The organism is Chryseobacterium cheonjiense (assembly GCF_012927265.1).
GTDB lineage: Bacteria > Bacteroidota > Bacteroidia > Flavobacteriales > Weeksellaceae > Chryseobacterium > Chryseobacterium cheonjiense.
This window is the reverse complement of the sequence record NZ_JABBGF010000001.1, coordinates 1263170-1280456: the sequence shown is the minus strand read 5'-3', so window position 1 is coordinate 1280456 and position 17287 is coordinate 1263170. Positions and strand designations below refer to the sequence as shown.

Annotated in this window: 8 protein-coding genes and 2 pseudogenes; all 10 read right to left on the bottom strand. The window is 39.5% G+C overall.

Annotation, left to right across the window (positions count from 1 at the left end; all coding sequences use genetic code 11):
- Positions 1–58: 58 nt before the first annotated feature.
- Complete coding sequence (locus tag HHL20_RS05875; protein WP_169230230.1) at positions 59–1210, bottom strand: alpha-hydroxy acid oxidase; 1152 nt, start codon at positions 1208–1210, stop codon at positions 59–61.
- A gap of 3 nt (positions 1211–1213) precedes the next feature.
- Positions 1214–2602 (bottom strand): FGGY-family carbohydrate kinase, encoded by a 1389-nt coding sequence (locus HHL20_RS05870; protein WP_169230229.1) that lies wholly within the window; start codon positions 2600–2602, stop codon positions 1214–1216.
- Between the two features lie 948 nt (positions 2603–3550).
- Entirely contained in the window at positions 3551–4831 is a 1281-nt protein-coding gene (locus HHL20_RS05865) for a TIM barrel protein (RefSeq protein WP_169230228.1), read from the bottom strand.
- Positions 4832–5005: 174 nt separating this feature from the next.
- Entirely contained in the window at positions 5006–7108 is a 2103-nt protein-coding gene (locus tag HHL20_RS05860; RefSeq protein ID WP_169230227.1) for a bifunctional aldolase/short-chain dehydrogenase, read from the bottom strand.
- A 258-nt stretch (positions 7109–7366) separates the two neighbouring features.
- Positions 7367–8284, bottom strand: a pseudogene (locus tag HHL20_RS19745) (RagB/SusD family nutrient uptake outer membrane protein); the annotation flags it as partial.
- A gap of 462 nt (positions 8285–8746) precedes the next feature.
- A pseudogene (locus HHL20_RS19740) lies at positions 8747–9427 on the bottom strand (RagB/SusD family nutrient uptake outer membrane protein); the annotation flags it as partial.
- A 17-nt stretch (positions 9428–9444) separates the two neighbouring features.
- Positions 9445–12489 (bottom strand): SusC/RagA family TonB-linked outer membrane protein, encoded by a 3045-nt coding sequence (locus tag HHL20_RS05850; protein ID WP_169230225.1) that lies wholly within the window; start codon positions 12487–12489, stop codon positions 9445–9447.
- Positions 12490–12760: 271 nt separating this feature from the next.
- Positions 12761–13849, bottom strand: coding sequence for an L-rhamnose/proton symporter RhaT (rhaT, locus tag HHL20_RS05845; RefSeq protein WP_169230224.1), 1089 nt, complete (start codon positions 13847–13849; stop codon positions 12761–12763).
- Positions 13850–14032: 183 nt separating this feature from the next.
- Positions 14033–15193 (bottom strand): glycoside hydrolase family 88/105 protein, encoded by a 1161-nt coding sequence (locus HHL20_RS05840; protein ID WP_185194794.1) that lies wholly within the window; start codon positions 15191–15193, stop codon positions 14033–14035.
- Between the two features lie 21 nt (positions 15194–15214).
- Positions 15215–17089 (bottom strand): rhamnogalacturonan lyase, encoded by a 1875-nt coding sequence (locus HHL20_RS05835; protein ID WP_169230223.1) that lies wholly within the window; start codon positions 17087–17089, stop codon positions 15215–15217.
- Between the last annotated feature and the right edge of the window lie 198 nt (positions 17090–17287).

The following is a 17287-nucleotide window of genomic DNA, read 5'->3' as shown; positions in this document are numbered from 1 at the left end:
ATTATTTATAAAAAAATTAAAGTTTAAAAAAACTTTTATCTTCTATCTTCCAATCAAATTACCTCACCCTAAAATCATGTAGCTGTTCCGGTTTTTCGCAGCAAAGCTGTTCCATTACCTGTCTGAACTGCATTTTGAGCATTTCAATAATGTGATCACCACCCTGATCGCCCAAAGCACCTACAGCATACATAAACGTTCTTCCCATAAAGGTAAATTCGGCACCGCAGCTCAATGCACGGGCTACATCCGGACCTGTTCTCACGCCGCTATCCATCATGATTTTAATCTGATCTTTATATTTTTCACTGATCTCTTTTACCACAGCAATGGTAGATTCTCCGGCATCCAGCTGTCTTCCTCCGTGGTTGGAAATAATCATTCCGTCAAAACCTAAACGTACCGCTTCTTCAGCATCTTCATCGGAAGCGACTCCCTTGATGACCAGTTTTCCTTTCCACTGATCGCGGATCGCCTTGATTCTGTCAGAATTTAATCTTCCTGAAAAAGTGGAGTTCATGAACTGTCCCAACTGTTTTACATTCATGTTTTTATCCATATATTTTTCCATGGTTTTAAAGCCCGGAACACCATGTTTCAGCATTTCCAGACACCATTGAGGTTTTGCCAACGCCTGGGAAACATTTCTGAAATTCAGCTGCGGCGGCATTGCCAGCCCGTTTCTTATTTCTTTTGCTCTGTATCCGAATGTAGGAACGTCTGCCAAAACTACCAGAACATCATATCCGGAAGCTTCACAACGGTTGAGAATATCGTCGCGCAACCATTCTTCTCTCGGATGGTACAGCTGATACCATGCTTTTCCTTCCGTTAATTCCGCGATTCTTTCAATACTGCTGGTAGTAACGGTGCTTAAAATAAACGGAATATTGTGTTTAAAAGCTGCTTTTGCAAGAATTTCAGGAGCATTCGGCCACATTAATCCCTGCAAACCTACCGGAGAAATCCCGAAAGGCGCGGAATATGTTACCCCGAATAATTCGGTTTCCATATTGGCTTCTGCAAAATTGTTATTCAGATACCGAGGGCGAAGCAGCACTTCTCTTAATTCGCTGGTATTTCTGTCGCGGTTTATATTTTCATTGCAGCCGCCGTCCAGGTATTCAAAAGCGAAACGGGGCATTCTTTTTTTAGCTCTTTCAATCAGTAATTCGAGGGAAGCGTAACGGGTATCGAAGGGAAATGCCATGATTTATAAATTAAGAATTAAGGGTTGAAGCACTTTCATCTGATAATGCTGCTGTAAGAAGGTTTCGTCTATCTTTTTATTGGAAATCACCATGGAAGCTCCCAATGCAGAACCCAGCGGCGAATGGCTGGACATTACATTATAATGCTGAAAATGATGTGACATCAGTTTCATAAATACATCATTATCGGTAAATCCGCCATCGATATAAATATGCTGAATTTCAGAATTTCCGATGGCATTTGTAATCGTATGAATCTGTAGATCCATCAATTCGATCATCAGCTGATGATAAGCTTCTTCAAAAGTTGCGAAAGAATTTAAATCGGTCCCGCTGATCATTTTTCTTTTTAAAATAATACCTTCAAAACGGAAATAAACTGCTTTATGCTTCATTAAGCGAAGGTACAAATCCTGGTCAAACTGTACTTCCCTGTGGAAACCGTACTCTTTTCCATAATGCGCACATAATTTTTCGACCTGAATTTTATATTCATTTCCCATGAAAAAACGCGATGCTTTCACACGTTTTCCATCAATTCTCATGTAATTTAAGCAATTGTTTTCGATGTCTACATCGGTTAAGCTTTCATCATTGAAAGGATTGAGAGAAATGCTCCAGGTTCCCGTTGATAGCAGTAAAAACGGCTCTTTTTTGCTTAAGATATAAGGTAAAAGTGCCGAAGAACTGTCGTGGATCCCAACCCCGATTTTAATTTTTTTATTTCTGTATGAGGTATTAATGCTTGCTGAAGTAGGAACAATTGGAGGTAATAAGGCATCGATTTCTTCTTCGTACACCCAGTCGTGGTAATCTGCTTTATCATAATCCCAAAGATTGGTGTGACAACCAATTGATGTAAATTCGGAGACACAGATTCCGGTAAATAGGTAGGATAAATATTGGGGTAAATGAAGGCTGTACCGGATTTTTTTGAAAACTTCGGGATGTTTGTATTTTAACCAAAATAACTGCAACCCGGAATTCAGCATTCCTGCTTGTGGCGAGGCTGTTTCACGGGCTATTTTTAATTTGCTTCCGTGTTTTTTATAGAATAGATCCAATATTTCCTCATCCATCGGCTTGGTATAGTTGTACAAAGGGGTGAGAACATTTCCTTTCTGATCTAAATGTACAAAGCTTGCCCCATACGTAGAGAAATTAATGGCTTTTACTTCAAAATTTTCATCATCCAAAATGGCATTGAAATTATCTTTAATCCAGTTTTGTAAGGCCGCCAGATCTTCCGTCGGATAACCGTCTTCATCAGTCGTAAGGGGAAGTTCCGTATATTCCCGAACGATTTCTTTATAATTTTTATCAAACAGAAAGAATTTTTTATTGGTCTTTCCAATATCAAATACGATGGTTACCTTCTTTTTTTTAGACATTTTCAAGGATGATTATTTTTTTCATTGCGAGAGCGGAGCGACGAAGCAATCTTTTTAATTAAACACTTTCTTTTATTTAAACGCAAAGCCCGCAAAGTTCTTTTTTTAATACTATACGTTTTTAAGTTCGCAAAGGCGTTCTACTTAGCAAAGAGCACAAAGAATTTAGGATATATACTCTGTAAACTCATAATGTTATCTTTATTTATAAAACCTTTTTAAACAAAGGTCATTTTGTCATTGTGAGGAGCGGAGCGACGAAGCAATCTTTTTAATTAAACACTTTCTTTTATTTAAACGCAAAGCCCGCAAAGTTCTTTTTTTAATACTATACGTTTTTAAGTTCGCAAAGGCGTTCTACTTAGCAAAGAGCACAAAGAATTTAGGATATATACTCTGTAAACTCATAATGTTATCTTTATTTATAAAACCTTTTTAAACAAAGGTCATTTTGTCATTGCGAGAGCGGAGCGACGAAGCAATCTTTTTAATTAAATACTTTTATTTAAACGCAAAGCCCGCAAAGTTCTTTTTTTAATACTATACGTTTTTAAGTTCGCAAAGGCGTTCTACTTAGCAAAGAGCACAAAGAGCTTAGTTTATTTTGTAAATTCAATAGTGTTATTTAATTTATATCTTTTTTAACGCAAAGCCCGCTAAGTTTTTTAATACTAAATGCTTTAAGTTTGCAAGTCCGTTTCACTTAGCAAAGCATATTGATAATTTTGATTCATCTGTACCGGATATTCAATTTGAATATTTCCCTACACCATTAAGGAGTGTTCAGATATTAAGATCATTAAGAAAAAATCCACTAATTCTCAAGCAATACTGCTTAAACCCCAATAATCTAAACACTTTCAACCTTAATGATAAAAATATAAGGATACATATAATTGAAAACTTTCGATTGCACTTGAAAGTTCAAATTATCATTTTAAAAACAGGTTATAATCCTGTTGCTTTTACATTCAGGCCTCTTTCGGAAATTAAATTTTCTCTGACTTTCAGATTTCTGTAAGCCGAAATAGGATCAATCGCTGCACCTGTCTGTAATCTTGCAGCTTTCAATAATGGACGAACATCCGTTCTGTACGCATTTTGTAAAATTTCCTGGGCACGAACAACATCGTTATTCAGCTGCGCATCTTTCAATGCTTTCTGATCTACTAAAAGTGCCTGAGCATATGCGATTAAAATCGCTTCCAACGACTGAATAAGGTCTTCCAACGGATCTTTAATATTATGACTTGCATCAATCATCCAAGCCGGATATGGATTCTGCGGATTATTTTCTATTCCGTACACCAATTCATTGAAAATCAGGAATAATGCGTAGGGTTTTATTGAACCCACTGTTAAATCATCATCTCCGTATTTGCTGTCATTGAAATGGAAGCCGCCTAGTTTTCCTTTATACATTAATGTCGCCACAATCTGCTCAATATTTGAATTGGGCAAATGATGACCTAAATCAACCAAAGTATAGGCTCTTTCTCCACAAGCATTGGCCAACATGAAAGAAGTACCCCAATCCTGAATAGTTGTTGAATAGAAATTCGGTTCGTAGGGTTTATATTCGATGAACAGTTTCCAATCTTCCGGCATTTCTGCATAAATTTCCTTTAAACTTTGCTCCGTTTTTGATAAAGCTGTCTGAAAGTTCAACTGTCCCGGAAAGCTTGCCCCGTCTGCCAACCAAACGGTTAAGCTTTTTGAACCTAGTTCTTCTCCGATTCTTATTACTTCTTTATTATGCTCAACAGCATACGCTCTTGCGTCTTCATTTGCAGCATTTAAAGATCCGAATTTGTAGGATTGTTTTGCTCCCCGCTGATCCTGAAACGTATTGGAGTTCATTGCATCGAAAATTAATCCGTGAGCAGCTGCTTTTTCCTTAATCGCTTTAACATCACTAGGAATATCCCAGGGAATATGAAGCGAAATTGCTCCTGCGGAGTGTGTTAAAGCATGAATTAATCCAACATCATCTAATTTTTGCTCTAATGTTGCCGGCTCTCCACCGTAAGAAAATCTTCCGAAGCGCGTTCCTCCGGCGCCCAAAGCCCAACTTGGAATGGCTACCTGAAAGTCAGCAATTTTGTTGACAATTTCAGAAATGTTTGCTCCTGATTTCGTGAGTTTATCTGATAAATAAGAGAAATCCGAATTGAAATTTGCGATTTCACTTTTATTATACTGTTCTATACTTTCTTTGTTTATAATCATATTCTGATTTATTTTTCACAGAATTGTATTTATTATGCACAAGACTTGCATCCTGTGTTATTATTGGTCGCCACTTCGTGGCTCTGGTTGAAGAAATTTATTTTTAAATTCATTTAACATAATAATATCAAACTTACGATTTAAAATATATTCCTTCAGTATTGATGTAAAAAATTATCTCGGGAAAGCATTAGCCATTCCGCCGTCTACATTGATGATGTTTCCTGTACTTTTGTCTAAAATGGCAACACAGGCAAAAACTCCGTTGGCAATGTCTTCAGGAAGAATGATTTCGTTTAAAAGATTTCTTTTGGCGTAAAATGCCGGAAGTTCTTCCACCGTGATTCCGTTGGCTTTTGCGCGGCCTTCTGCCCATTTCCCTTCCCAGATTTTGCTTCCTACAATTACACCGTCCGGATTCACCACGTTTACCCTAATTTTATCCGCAGCCAATTCGGCAGCTAATAATCTCGTCATGTGCTGTTGTGCTGCTTTTGCAGTTCCGTAAGCCACATTGTTTGGCCCGGCAACCAATCCGTTTTTGCTGGCAATATTGACAATGTCTCCGCCTAAAGCCTGCTTCTTCATGATTTCCACACCATTTTTTGAAAGTAAAAACTGTCCTTTCACTAAAACATTTTCTAAAAGGTCCCAATCGTTCAAAGTGGTTTCTTCCAAAGATTTTGAAATGGCCAATCCTGCAGAATGAACGATGATGTCTACTCCACCAAATGCCAAAACAGTTTCTTTGAAAGCTTTAGCAATATCCTGCTCACTTGTCACATCACACTGCACTGCAGTTGCCTGGTCTTTGCTGTATTTTGATGTCGCCGTTTGTACAGCTTCCTTGTTCAAATCTGTATAGACTACAACCGCTCCTTCAGCAACCATTTTATCGGCAATGGCCTGCCCGATTCCACCTCCGGCTCCGGTAACGATGGCAATTTTTCTTGATAATGGTTTTTCTTTCGGCATTCTCTGAAGCTTCGCTTCTTCCAATAACCAATATTCGATATCGAAAGCTTCCTGTCTTGGTAATGAGGTGTATTCTGAAATGGCTTCTGCACCACGCATTACATTGATGGCGTTCACATAAAATTCACTGGCCACTCGTGTAGTCTGCTTGTCTTTTGAGAAACTGAACATACCCACTCCAGGATAAATGATGATGACCGGATTCGGATCACGCATGGCAGGACTGTTCGGATGTTTACAGGTTCCGTAATATTCTTTATATTCTTGTCGGTATTGTTCGAAAAGCGGATTTAATTTTTCTAAAATTGCTTTTGAATCGCTTAAGTCTTCATTTTTATCTAAAGTTAAAACCAACGGCTGAATTTTCGTTCTCAGGAAGTGATCGGGGCATGAAGTTCCAAGCGGAGCCAGCCTTTCAAGATCGTTGCTGTTGATGAATTCCAAAACCGCATCGCTGTCTGTAAAATGGCCAACCATTCTGTTTTCGGAAGAAGCCAAACCTCTCAACAACGGCATAATCTGCGCCGCTTTATTTTTGCGTTCGTCCGCAGGCAGAGATTCTATTTTTTGTCCGCCAAAAACCTGACCTTTTTCTTCAATTTTTTCAGCAATATATTCTGAAGCCATCTCAATAACTTCAAGACTGTTGATATAACATTCGTAAGAAGTATCTCCCCATGTGAATAATCCGTGGCTGCCTAAAACGATTCCTCTGATTCCGGGATTTTCATTTAAACATTTTTCCAGCTGCAATCCCAGATCGAAACCAGGCCTTTGCCATGGAACCCAGCCCATTGAATCCCCCCATATTTCTTTGGTGATGGCTTCGCTGTCTTTAGCTGCAGCTACTGCAATCAGGGCATCCGGGTGAAGGTGATCTATATGTCTGAATGGAAGTAACCCGTGAAGAGGAGTATCAATGGAAGGTGCTTTACTCTCAAGATCATAGATACAGTGATCAAACAATCCTACCATTCTGTCTTCATCTTCCAAGCCTTCGTAAACATTTTTAAGATTTCTCAATCTTTCGGTATATAAGCCGGCAATTCCTTTTCTCGTTAACGTTCCGATATCTCCACCTGAACCTTTCACCCACATTACCTCAACTTCTTCATTGGTTAAAGGATCTTTTTCGATGGTTTTGCAGCTTGTGTTTCCACCTCCGTAGTTGGTGATTCTTAAATCTGCTCCTAAAATATTTGAACGGTACAAAAATAAGGCTACCTGGTCATCTCCAAAAGATGCTGCTTTTTCATCATCCCACAAATAGTTTACGTATCTGAATGTTTTTAGTTTTTCCATTGTTTTACTTATATTCTAAAATTCTAACCCAAAATTAGATTCTTCCATTCTTTACACCATCCCGTACTATACTGCTAGATGCTTTATTTAAAGATAAATTAACATTTTGTTTTTTAATTCACCTTTTATGGATTATTTTATCTGGTCAGAGTTATTTACTGGTTAATATTTTGTGATTATCGTTAAAAAAGCAAACATCAAGAAATGTAAGCATAAAGCTCTCATTTCCTAATGTTTACGTTATATTATTTTATATGATTAATATCCAGGTAACTGCGAGAGATTAGGATTATCAACCAAAGGATGTCCTGCGGAAGCTGCTGCGAAAGGCAAGAGTTCTGTTTTGTTAGGTACAAAGCCGTAGAACAAACCATCTCCTCCGCCTTCAATCCAGTTCGGATATGTTCCTCCATTTTCAGCAGAACCCGTAGGTTTGGTGTAAATGATGCTCCCGACCTGCAATCCATTAAACCCTTCAACAAATCCTACTGCTTTTCTTGCATTACCATTGAATGTACTGGTATATGCCTGGAACATGTTTACAGGATACCATTTGTCTTCAGCCGTTGAAGTTTGTCCGTTGGCTGCTGCAATATTCTTTAAAACCGTCTGATACGCTGCATAGTTTGCAGAATTGGTCGGAACTGCCTGAACTGCCGCAATCTGCGCAGGATCTGTTAGTTCTATGTAAGTAACTGCTAAAAACGGATCGCCGTAAACCTGTGCGTCTTTGTGGAATTTATAAAGCCTGTACACCGGTGTCGATGCAAACTGACCTGTTCTGTCAGAAAGATTTTTCATGGCCTGTTTTGTAGCATTGATTTCACTGGCGATACGGTTCATTCTGATCAAATCCGTACGAAGCATAAACTCATCGGAAAATTCCCACTTACGCTCCTGAACAAGAGCATCCTGAAACGCCTGCTGACCACTTGGTATTGGCAATGAACCTATTCCGGCACGGTTTCTTACCTGCTGTAAAGCAGCTGTAGCGGTAGCTGTAGGTCCTCCGTTCAGATAATTCTGTGTTTCAGCATACATCAGTAAAACATCGGCATACCGGATAATCGGGATATTCAGGTTACGTGCATCGGCAGCCTGTGGCTCTACACACCAGCTTATTCTGAATTTACCAGGCATAATACAGGAATAAGTACTTCCCACATCTACCCAGGTATCTGATGCATTACCAGTTCTCAGGAAATAAATGCTGTAAGAAGTACAGGCAACATCCCTGCGTTTATCTGCCTGATTAAAAGACAAATAATAGGTTGGCAATATGAACTGCAAGGCTTTTCTGGATCCGTATGTTCCACCTCTGGAACCGGGGTGTGCATACACTCCAAATGCAGAGTTGGTATTGGGACCATATTCGGCGATATGCCAAAGCATCTCCTGGTTTACGGCTGCAAAATTTCTTCTGTCAAAATTGAACCATAATGCTTCGAAACCGCTTTTTCCACCCTGAGCCTGTACTAGGCTGTTGGTACCGCCATTAATTACAGAAGCTGCTGCTGCATCTGCAATCTGGTACAACTGCTGAACTCTGCTATTATCAGAACGACGGGACATAGTTCCCGCTCCTCCGGTATTAAGATCCCAACGAAGAGAATATCCCGCCGCATACAATGCTATTCTTGCTAACAGTGCATTGGCTGACTGTTTATTGAGTCTCTCCGGGGTGCCGTTTGAAGCTGGCAGATTATTTACCGATTCCTGAATATCAGCAATGATACGATCATAAATTCCGTCTCTTGGAGAACGTTTCGGGTATAATGTACTCGGGTCGTTAGGATCTGCTTCTTCAAGAGGAATCCAGATTGCAGGTACATCTCCGTAAACCCGTATCAAATTGTGATAACAAAATGCACGGATCGCTTTTGCTTCTGCCAGCAAAGCATCGCGCTTCGGACTTGCGGGCATTGTAGGCAATCTGCTGATGGCAATATTGGCTCTTTCAATAATCGCATACATCGCAGCATAAATTCCTGTAACCGTGTTGGGCGTATACGCGTCATACTGATAGTTACAAATATTATATTTGGAGTTGTTGGTAGATCCGTCTTCTGCAGAATGGGTCACGGTATCACCAGCACCCAGCTGATAGAACATTTCGGTGGGAACAAGGCCTCTGTAAAGTCCCTGAACAAAAGCATCTGCAGTTTCTATATTTTCAAATACCGATTCTGTATTGGATGAATTATAGGCAGGCTGATCCAGAAAATCATCACTGCACGAGTTGATGCTGAGACCGGCTACTAAAATTGCCGGAACAATAATCAGCGTTTTTATAAGGTTTTTATTATATCTGTTTTTCATGATGTTAACATTTGTATTTAGAAGGTTAAATTAATACCCAGAACATAACTTCTTGAGCGAGGAAATGAAGAACTGTCGTAGCCCGGTGTAACGGTAACACCGCTAGCTGCAGAAACTTCCGGGTCGTATCCCGAATATCCTGTGATGGTTGCTAAATTATTAACGGTAAAATAGATCCGTGCATTGGTAAGCTTAACATTGCTTAAAAATTCTCTCGGAAATGAGTAACCCAGCGTTACCATAGAAATTCTTAAATAAGATCCATCTTCCACATAATATGATGACGGGTACGTGATGTATCCTGAATTGGTAGTGCTTAAGCTCCAAAGTCGGGAATCTTCATCCGGGTTCAGTTCTTTTAATCGTGCAAGGTTTGTTGTCGCCTGCCCTGTATTAGGATCAATAACACGGTAATAATTATCTCCAAACTCCGAAGGTACATTCTGGAACATGGCGTAAGGGCTCATGCTGTGCTTGGTAGCATTGTAAACATCTCCGCCTACGCTGAATTTCAAAAATACTGCAAGATCAAAGCCTTTGTATGAAAAATTATTACTGATTCCCCCGATGAAATCCGGAGTACCGTTTCCTATTTTTACGAGTTTTCTTGTAAACTGATCTCCTGCTTCATTATCTGCCGCAAATTTAATATCACCGGGCTTTGGAGTTCCGGATGCGGGTTTTACAACTCCGGGCTTTAAGGTTAATGAGCCGTTGGATTCCTGGATAAAGTCATCGGTCGTATAAATTCCCTGATAAACATATCCGTACATATCTCCTAATTCTTCCCCAACGGTAGCATAATAGGTTACCATACCTGCCCTGTTACCACCGACACTGAAATTTCTGAAGGTTCTTCCTTCATCGAGCGATAAAACTTTTGATTTATTGAAACCTATATTGGCATCTGTAGACCATCTGAAATTACCGGATTTTACGTTGATAGAATTTAAAGTGAATTCCATACCGGTGTTCTTCATGGAACCGATATTTTTAAACTGTCTTGCGTACCCTGTAGATGCAGGAAGTACAGTTTCCAGCAACATTCCGGTTACATTGTTGTTGTACCATTCTGAAGTTAATTTAATCCTGCTGTTAAATAATGCCAAATCTACTCCGATGTTGGTAGATCTCATTTCCTCCCACTGCACCATACGGTTTCCTAAAACACTGTTTGTTACAAGGGCCAGATTTCCGATAGTATTATTCATAGGGTAATCGGTTGCGACAACATTAGTCCTGAAAACATTATCAGGAATACTGTTGTTACCTACAATCCCGTATTCAAACCTGAATTTAAGGTCATTAACGTACCTTTCAATTTTAGAGTTTTTCCAGAAACCTTCCTCGGATACTCTCCATGCAGCAGCTACAGAAGGAAATACGCCCCATTTATTATCCGGGCCGAATTTCGAAGATCCGTCGCGACGCACCGTACCGGTAAGAAGGTATCGGTTATCATAATTATAATTTACCCTTGCAAAATAGGATAATAGGCTAAATGATGATCTGTCTGTACTTTTATCTGCAACGGTCGCATTAGAAATGTCATCCAGTCCGTAATTTAAAATAGAGGGAAATCTTACCAGCCTCATGCTGTTGCTCTCATTTTCCTGATAAATGATCTCATTACCGATTAAACCGGTAATTCTATGCTTTTCACCTAATGTTTTGTTATAGGTCAGCGTATTGGTAATCTGATATCGGTATGCCTCAGAATTGGCAATGCTGCCGTTGATCCCTGTATTAATAGGATCAGTGAGGTAGGCACGGGAATTTTTATCTGAAAATGCGGTCGCTTTGGTATTGGTCCAGTTATATGATCCTGCGGTTCTGAATGTAAAATCTTTCAGCAGGTCAAATTCCAGTCCTACATTGGCCAAAAATGTTCTTACTCTTCTGTTCTGAGTGGAAGCAGCCGTTTCGATATAGGGATTTTCCGTATCAAAGCTGGAATCTAAAGCAGAGAAATCCGGAAAAGTCTGGGTGTTGAATAGCTGATCCTGTGTAAATAAAGTTCCTCCCGTAATAGGCTGCAGCAATATTTTTTTCATTCCCGAATAAGCGCCCCCACCATTTGTAGAATTGGAAGTAAACATGGAACTGAAATCCAACCGTATGCCCTTATACAATTCCGAATTGATATTAGCGCGCAGTGAATTTCTGGTTTCATTGAAATTCTGCAATAATCCGTCCTGTTTATTATAGTTATAACTGATAAATGCCTGTGTTTTATCGCTGCCTGCCGATACGCTCACGTTATGATTTTGAGTCACACCAGTACCTCCAAGCATTCTTTCCTGCCAGTCTAAAGCTGGTGCAGACCCGTAACGATTGGCTATTCTGCTAAACACTCCGGTGTAAAAACCCGGTGAATCTACCCCAAGGCTATTATCAAAAACATTACTCCACTGGGTTGTTTTTCCCTGAAGCTGTGCCATTTCATACTGATATTTTACATACTGTTCAGAACTGGAAAGCATATCCAGTTTCTTGGAAAGCATATCAAATGACATGAATGAATTGTAGTTGATGGTAACCCTGCCCTTTTTTCCGGTTTTGGTTTTGATAACGATAATACCGTTGGATCCTCGGGCACCGTAGATTGCAATGGCAGAAGCACCTTTCAGTACATCAATACTTTCAATATCATTGGGATTAATAATATTCAGTGCATTATCCAGCTGGAATCCGTCTACAATATAAAGAGGCTCCGTTCCCTGGGTAATGGAAGCCCCGCCACGAACGGTAACGTTTGCTCCTGCTCCGGGTGCACCTCCGGCTGTTACAATATTCAGTCCGGCAGCCCTGCCCTGTAAAGCCTGTAAAGCATTCATCGCCGGTGTTGCCGCAAGATCTTTTGCAGAAACTGAAGATACGGACCCTGTTAAATCTGATTTTTTAACTTTACCGTAACCGATAATGACTACTTCTTCAATATCTTTAGTCTTGTCTTTCACAGTGTCACGTACTGCCTTTTGTCCGAACATAAAGCCAGATGCAAGCAAAAACAGCGGTGCAATAAGTGGCTTAAAATTCTTCTGTTTGATTTTAATAGACATATATTAATTTTTACTTTACCAAAATACACTGTTACAAAAATTCCGGCATCCTGCAATATCCTGCATTATAATTCTCATAATTTTCATTAAATAAATATCAAATTTTCATTAAACAACAATTAACCATAATAATTTAATCACATAAAATAGAATTAAATCAATTTTCATTAAACGAAACACCACTTATTAATGCAAAAAAGGCACATGAAACAGTGCCTTATGAGTTAAAAACTAACTCTGAAACTATATAAATGATGAATAAGTGTAATAATTATCTTAATGAATTTCCGTAACCTACGATTAAAATGGATATGAACATTACAATCATCCCGACTACGATGGTAGAAATTGTTTTCCTAGAAACGCCTTTCCATTCTTTAATAACTACTCCCCAAAGATTCGCTATTAAAATGATAAATGCCATGTGCAGAATCCATGAGCTCGGGCCGTTCCCCATTTTACTTTCACCCATTCCGTAGAAGAAAAACTGTAAAAACCACATCGTTCCTGCCAATGCACAGAAAAAGATATTTTTTGCGACAGGAACATTTTTTTTGGTATAATCGGTATAGGATTTATTTTTAAAGGACAAATAAAGACAGCCCATCAGATTGGAAGCCATACCTCCCCAGAGCACCACAATATACGTTACATTGTTCTGGAACAGAAATTCTCCCTGACCGGGATTAGCAGCCTTCCATGCTTCGTTGGCTACCATCGCCATAGGTTTTCCTGCTTCCAGTCCGAAATTGAAACAGGCACTCAGAATTCCGGAAATAATGGCAACCGTAAGTCCCAGTCCAAATTTATACTCGGTTTTAACCTGTACGCCGTGAGGATCTGCAGATTCTTTCTGAAGTTCTTTGTCTTTCATAACACCTGCCTTTCCGCTAATGATAATCCCAACAATACAAACAAGAAGTCCCAATAAAACAAACTGTCCCCAACTGCTGGAAAACATTAAACCAATATTATCTTTGCCCTCCTGCGGAGAAAATTCATAAAAAATGGATGGAACAAGTGAACCGATTACCATCGTAAGTCCCAGCATAATACTGCTTCCAAGAGCCACGCCCAAATACCGGACACCCAAACCGTACATAAAGCCACCGATTCCCCAGAGAGCCCCGAATAAAAAAGTCAGTCCCAAAATTGATGAACTTTCATTCTGAATAATTTCCCAGAAATCAGGAATGGTAAGAAAGGCAGCAAGCGGTGGAACGATAATCCAGGAAAAAACACCTCCTATCAGCCAAAATGTTTCCCACTCCCAGCCTTTTACTTTTTTATAGGGTAAATAAAAACTTCCCGAAGAAAAGCCTCCTAAAAAATGAAAAATAACTCCTAATAATGCATTCATAATTTTATCGTATCGATTGAGTTTGAAAATTAACAAGATGTAATCGATAGCGCATCTTGTAGTGTCATGTACAATACATGTGATTGAGGGAAATTTAAAAAAAAAGCAAATTTAAAATTTCTCACTTAAATACCATTGAGTAAAAAAGCAATTAACTCCACTTTCATGAATCCCATTCAATTGTTATTTTAATTGATAAACCTCACTAGCTGCTAATAACAGGCAGCCCAGTCCATAATCCTCAAAATCGGGTTCTTTGCTTACAGAAAGCGGTTGTCCGTCTTTAGGTTCTTTTCCCGTTCCCTGAACCCATCCTAAAAATCCGTTCGGTTGAACAGAATCTTTTACGATGGCATTCCAGGCTTTTGTTAAAACAGGTAAATACGTTTTTTTATCAATCAGGTTATTATTGATTCCGTAGGCCATTCCATATACGAAAAGTGCGGTTCCCGTCATTTCTTTACTACCGAAATTTGTGGGATCATGAAGGCTTACATTCCAGAAACCATCTTCTCTCTGAATCGGGACCAAAGCTGATAATAAGTCTTTATAATCCTGCAGATATTCCTGGTAATGCGCATCCGACTTTGGTGTATCTTCTAAAGTTCTAACAAGCGCGGCCACTACCCAGCCGTTTCCTCTGCTCCAATAACAATCTTCGCCGTTTGGTTCTTTATAAGGCGGAACAAAACTTTTGTCTCTCCACCAGAGTTTATCTTTTGCATTGTACAATCCGTTTCCGCCATGCTTGTATTTGGTAAACGCATACATTTCGTAATTCTTGTCAAAATATTTTTTATCACCGGTAATTCTTCCAAGTTTGCTATAGATCGGCATTCCCATCTGGAGCGCATCAATCCACCACCAGTCGTCTGATTTTCCGGAAGCGATCATGCTATCCATGGACATTTTTACATATTTAATTCTTTCAGGATTTTTTCTGCCGTCTATCTCGTAAAGATCAAGATAAGTCTGTCCGCATGCCTGGTTGTCGGCATTTCTGGTGTATGTTCCGCGCATCATATCCCAGTTATGCTTTTGAGACCAATCTAGAGCGTAATTATAGTATTCTTTTTTAGGATCTACTTTGTAAAGGGCTATCAGACCTTCATAATAAACCGCTCTGGTCCATAGATTACTTGGCCATACTTTTTTGCCCACAATTTCTTTTCCTGCATCGGGCCATTTGTTCATAAAATATTGATTGGCGCGTTCTGCAACTTCCAAAACTTCCTTTTTATCCGGAGGATTCGCATTTGTCGCTGTACTTTGCTTTTGAACCGAACAGGAAATCATTCCCGTGATAATGATTGCAAAAAGGCCTGTTGTTAATAGTCTTTTCATTTTATATTTAAATTAAAATTATTAAGGTTTAACGGTATAAATATTTGGTTCTGGAATTTCTTTTACCGATTCATCCAGATAATAATCGGTATGCGGCGGCTGATTGTAGCCGACATTCTGCCAGACAATGCTTAACCTGTACTGCGGATTGTGCATTAGAGTATACAATCTGTGCTTCGTGGGAATGGTTGTACTGAAAATTCTTAATTCCTGATTATCTGCTGTTCTGTACATCACTTCTTCGCGCCAGTCCCCAAATAAATCTGCGACTAAAGAAGGATTCTTCTTCGTTCCGTTATTCGATTCACATTGATAATCTTTGGCATCAAAAATCAGGTTTGACTTTTCGTTTTTCCAGTCCCACTTTGAAATAATGGTTCCGTCCAGAATTTCGCTCAAAAAATCGCCATCCCAATAGATTCCCATATTAACGGAAGGGTTTTTGTCGCTGATTTTTTTGCCTTTGGCGGTGTAAACTCCTTTCAGTCCAGCTCCGGCAGCCCAGCATTCCGAACCTTCATAACGAGGGTCTATATTTAAAGACAAACCTCTTCCCGGTCCCTGGAATTTACCGGCTTTGCTATACACGGTTGAAGGTAACTTCCACAATATCTTTCCCGTTTTCCCATCTCTGAAATGTACTCCCGCATCATCAAAACGTTCCTGAATATCAAAAATTTCTAATCCCGGATTAGATGGGTCTAAATCTCCAACGTGCAAAGCATCGCCGTGACCGAAGCCTGTGCTGTTCAACACTTTTCCGTCATCATCAACCGTCATTGCCCCGAAAACGATTTCATCCTTTCCGTCATTATCTACATCGGCAATGGTCAGGTTGTGATTTCCCTGTCCGCGATATTGTTTATTTTCTTCCGAACTTTCCGTATCAAAAAGCCAGCGGAGAATGAGTTTCTTATTTTTAAAATCCCAGGCTGCAATTGCTGTTCTGGTGTAATATCCTCGTGACATAATCACGCTCGGCGTTTTTCCGTCAAGATAAGCGACAGCTCCTAAAAACCGGTCGATGCGGTTGCCTTTGGCATCACCCCAGGTTTCAGTCATCTCATCACTGGTTGGGTTTAAACTTCCCGGAAATCTCGGAACCTGGTAATTGACCGTATGAATTTCAGCTCCGGTCTGGCCGTCAAAAACTGTCAGAAATTCCGGTCCGGAAAGGATCATTCCGTTTTCGTTGACATAATTTTTAGTCGGATCACCAATAAATTTTCCTTTTCCGTCTTTGCTTCCGTCAGCAGTTTTCATTACAATTTCTGCCTTCCCGTCCTGATCCAGATCATACACCAAAAACTGTGTGTAATGGGCACCTTCCCTGATATTCTTGCCTAAACTAATTTCCCACAAAAACTGGCCATTCAGTTTATAAGCCTGAATAATCGGCGGGTCTGTCTCTCCTTTCTGGCTGTTGTCCTTCGATCTTCCTGTCTGGTGCAGAATAATTTCATATTCTCCATCACCATCCAGATCGGCAACAGAAGCATCATTCGGCGTGTAACCTTCAGGTGTTTTTAAAGGTATTGATAAATACGGTTTCTGGTTGGCTGTATATTTCGCAAAATCCTGGTCAACTTCCTGATTTTTCGTATTTGATTTTATAAAATACGTGTAATTCTTTCCTTTATCGGCTGTTTTATCTAAAAAATTGGTTTCGTTGAGCAACGGCTTTTCGTTCAGTTTTGTGGTCTGATTATTTTCGGTACGATATACATCGAAATGGGTATTGTGAGCTTCCGTTCCCAATAGGCGCCAACTTACAAAAATGCCGGAATCTGCAGGAATAGCGACAATTCCTCTTTTCAGGTATTCCATTTGTCTCTGGGCAGAAATGGTCTGTGAAAGAAAAATGGCGGATGTAATGAAGATATATTTGATTTTCATAAATCTTTTTAGTAAGTTTTGGCTAAAGCCGAATTGGAAATCTCTTTTTATTAAACGGGCTAAAGCCCGTTTCTATTGATTTTGCATTGAATATTATGTTTTGACAAACCTTATAGGTTTTTGAAACCTATAAGGTTTTGCAATTTGAATTGCTTGCAGCCCTACTTGAACGGAGCTCTTTTTGTCGCAGCAACGCGG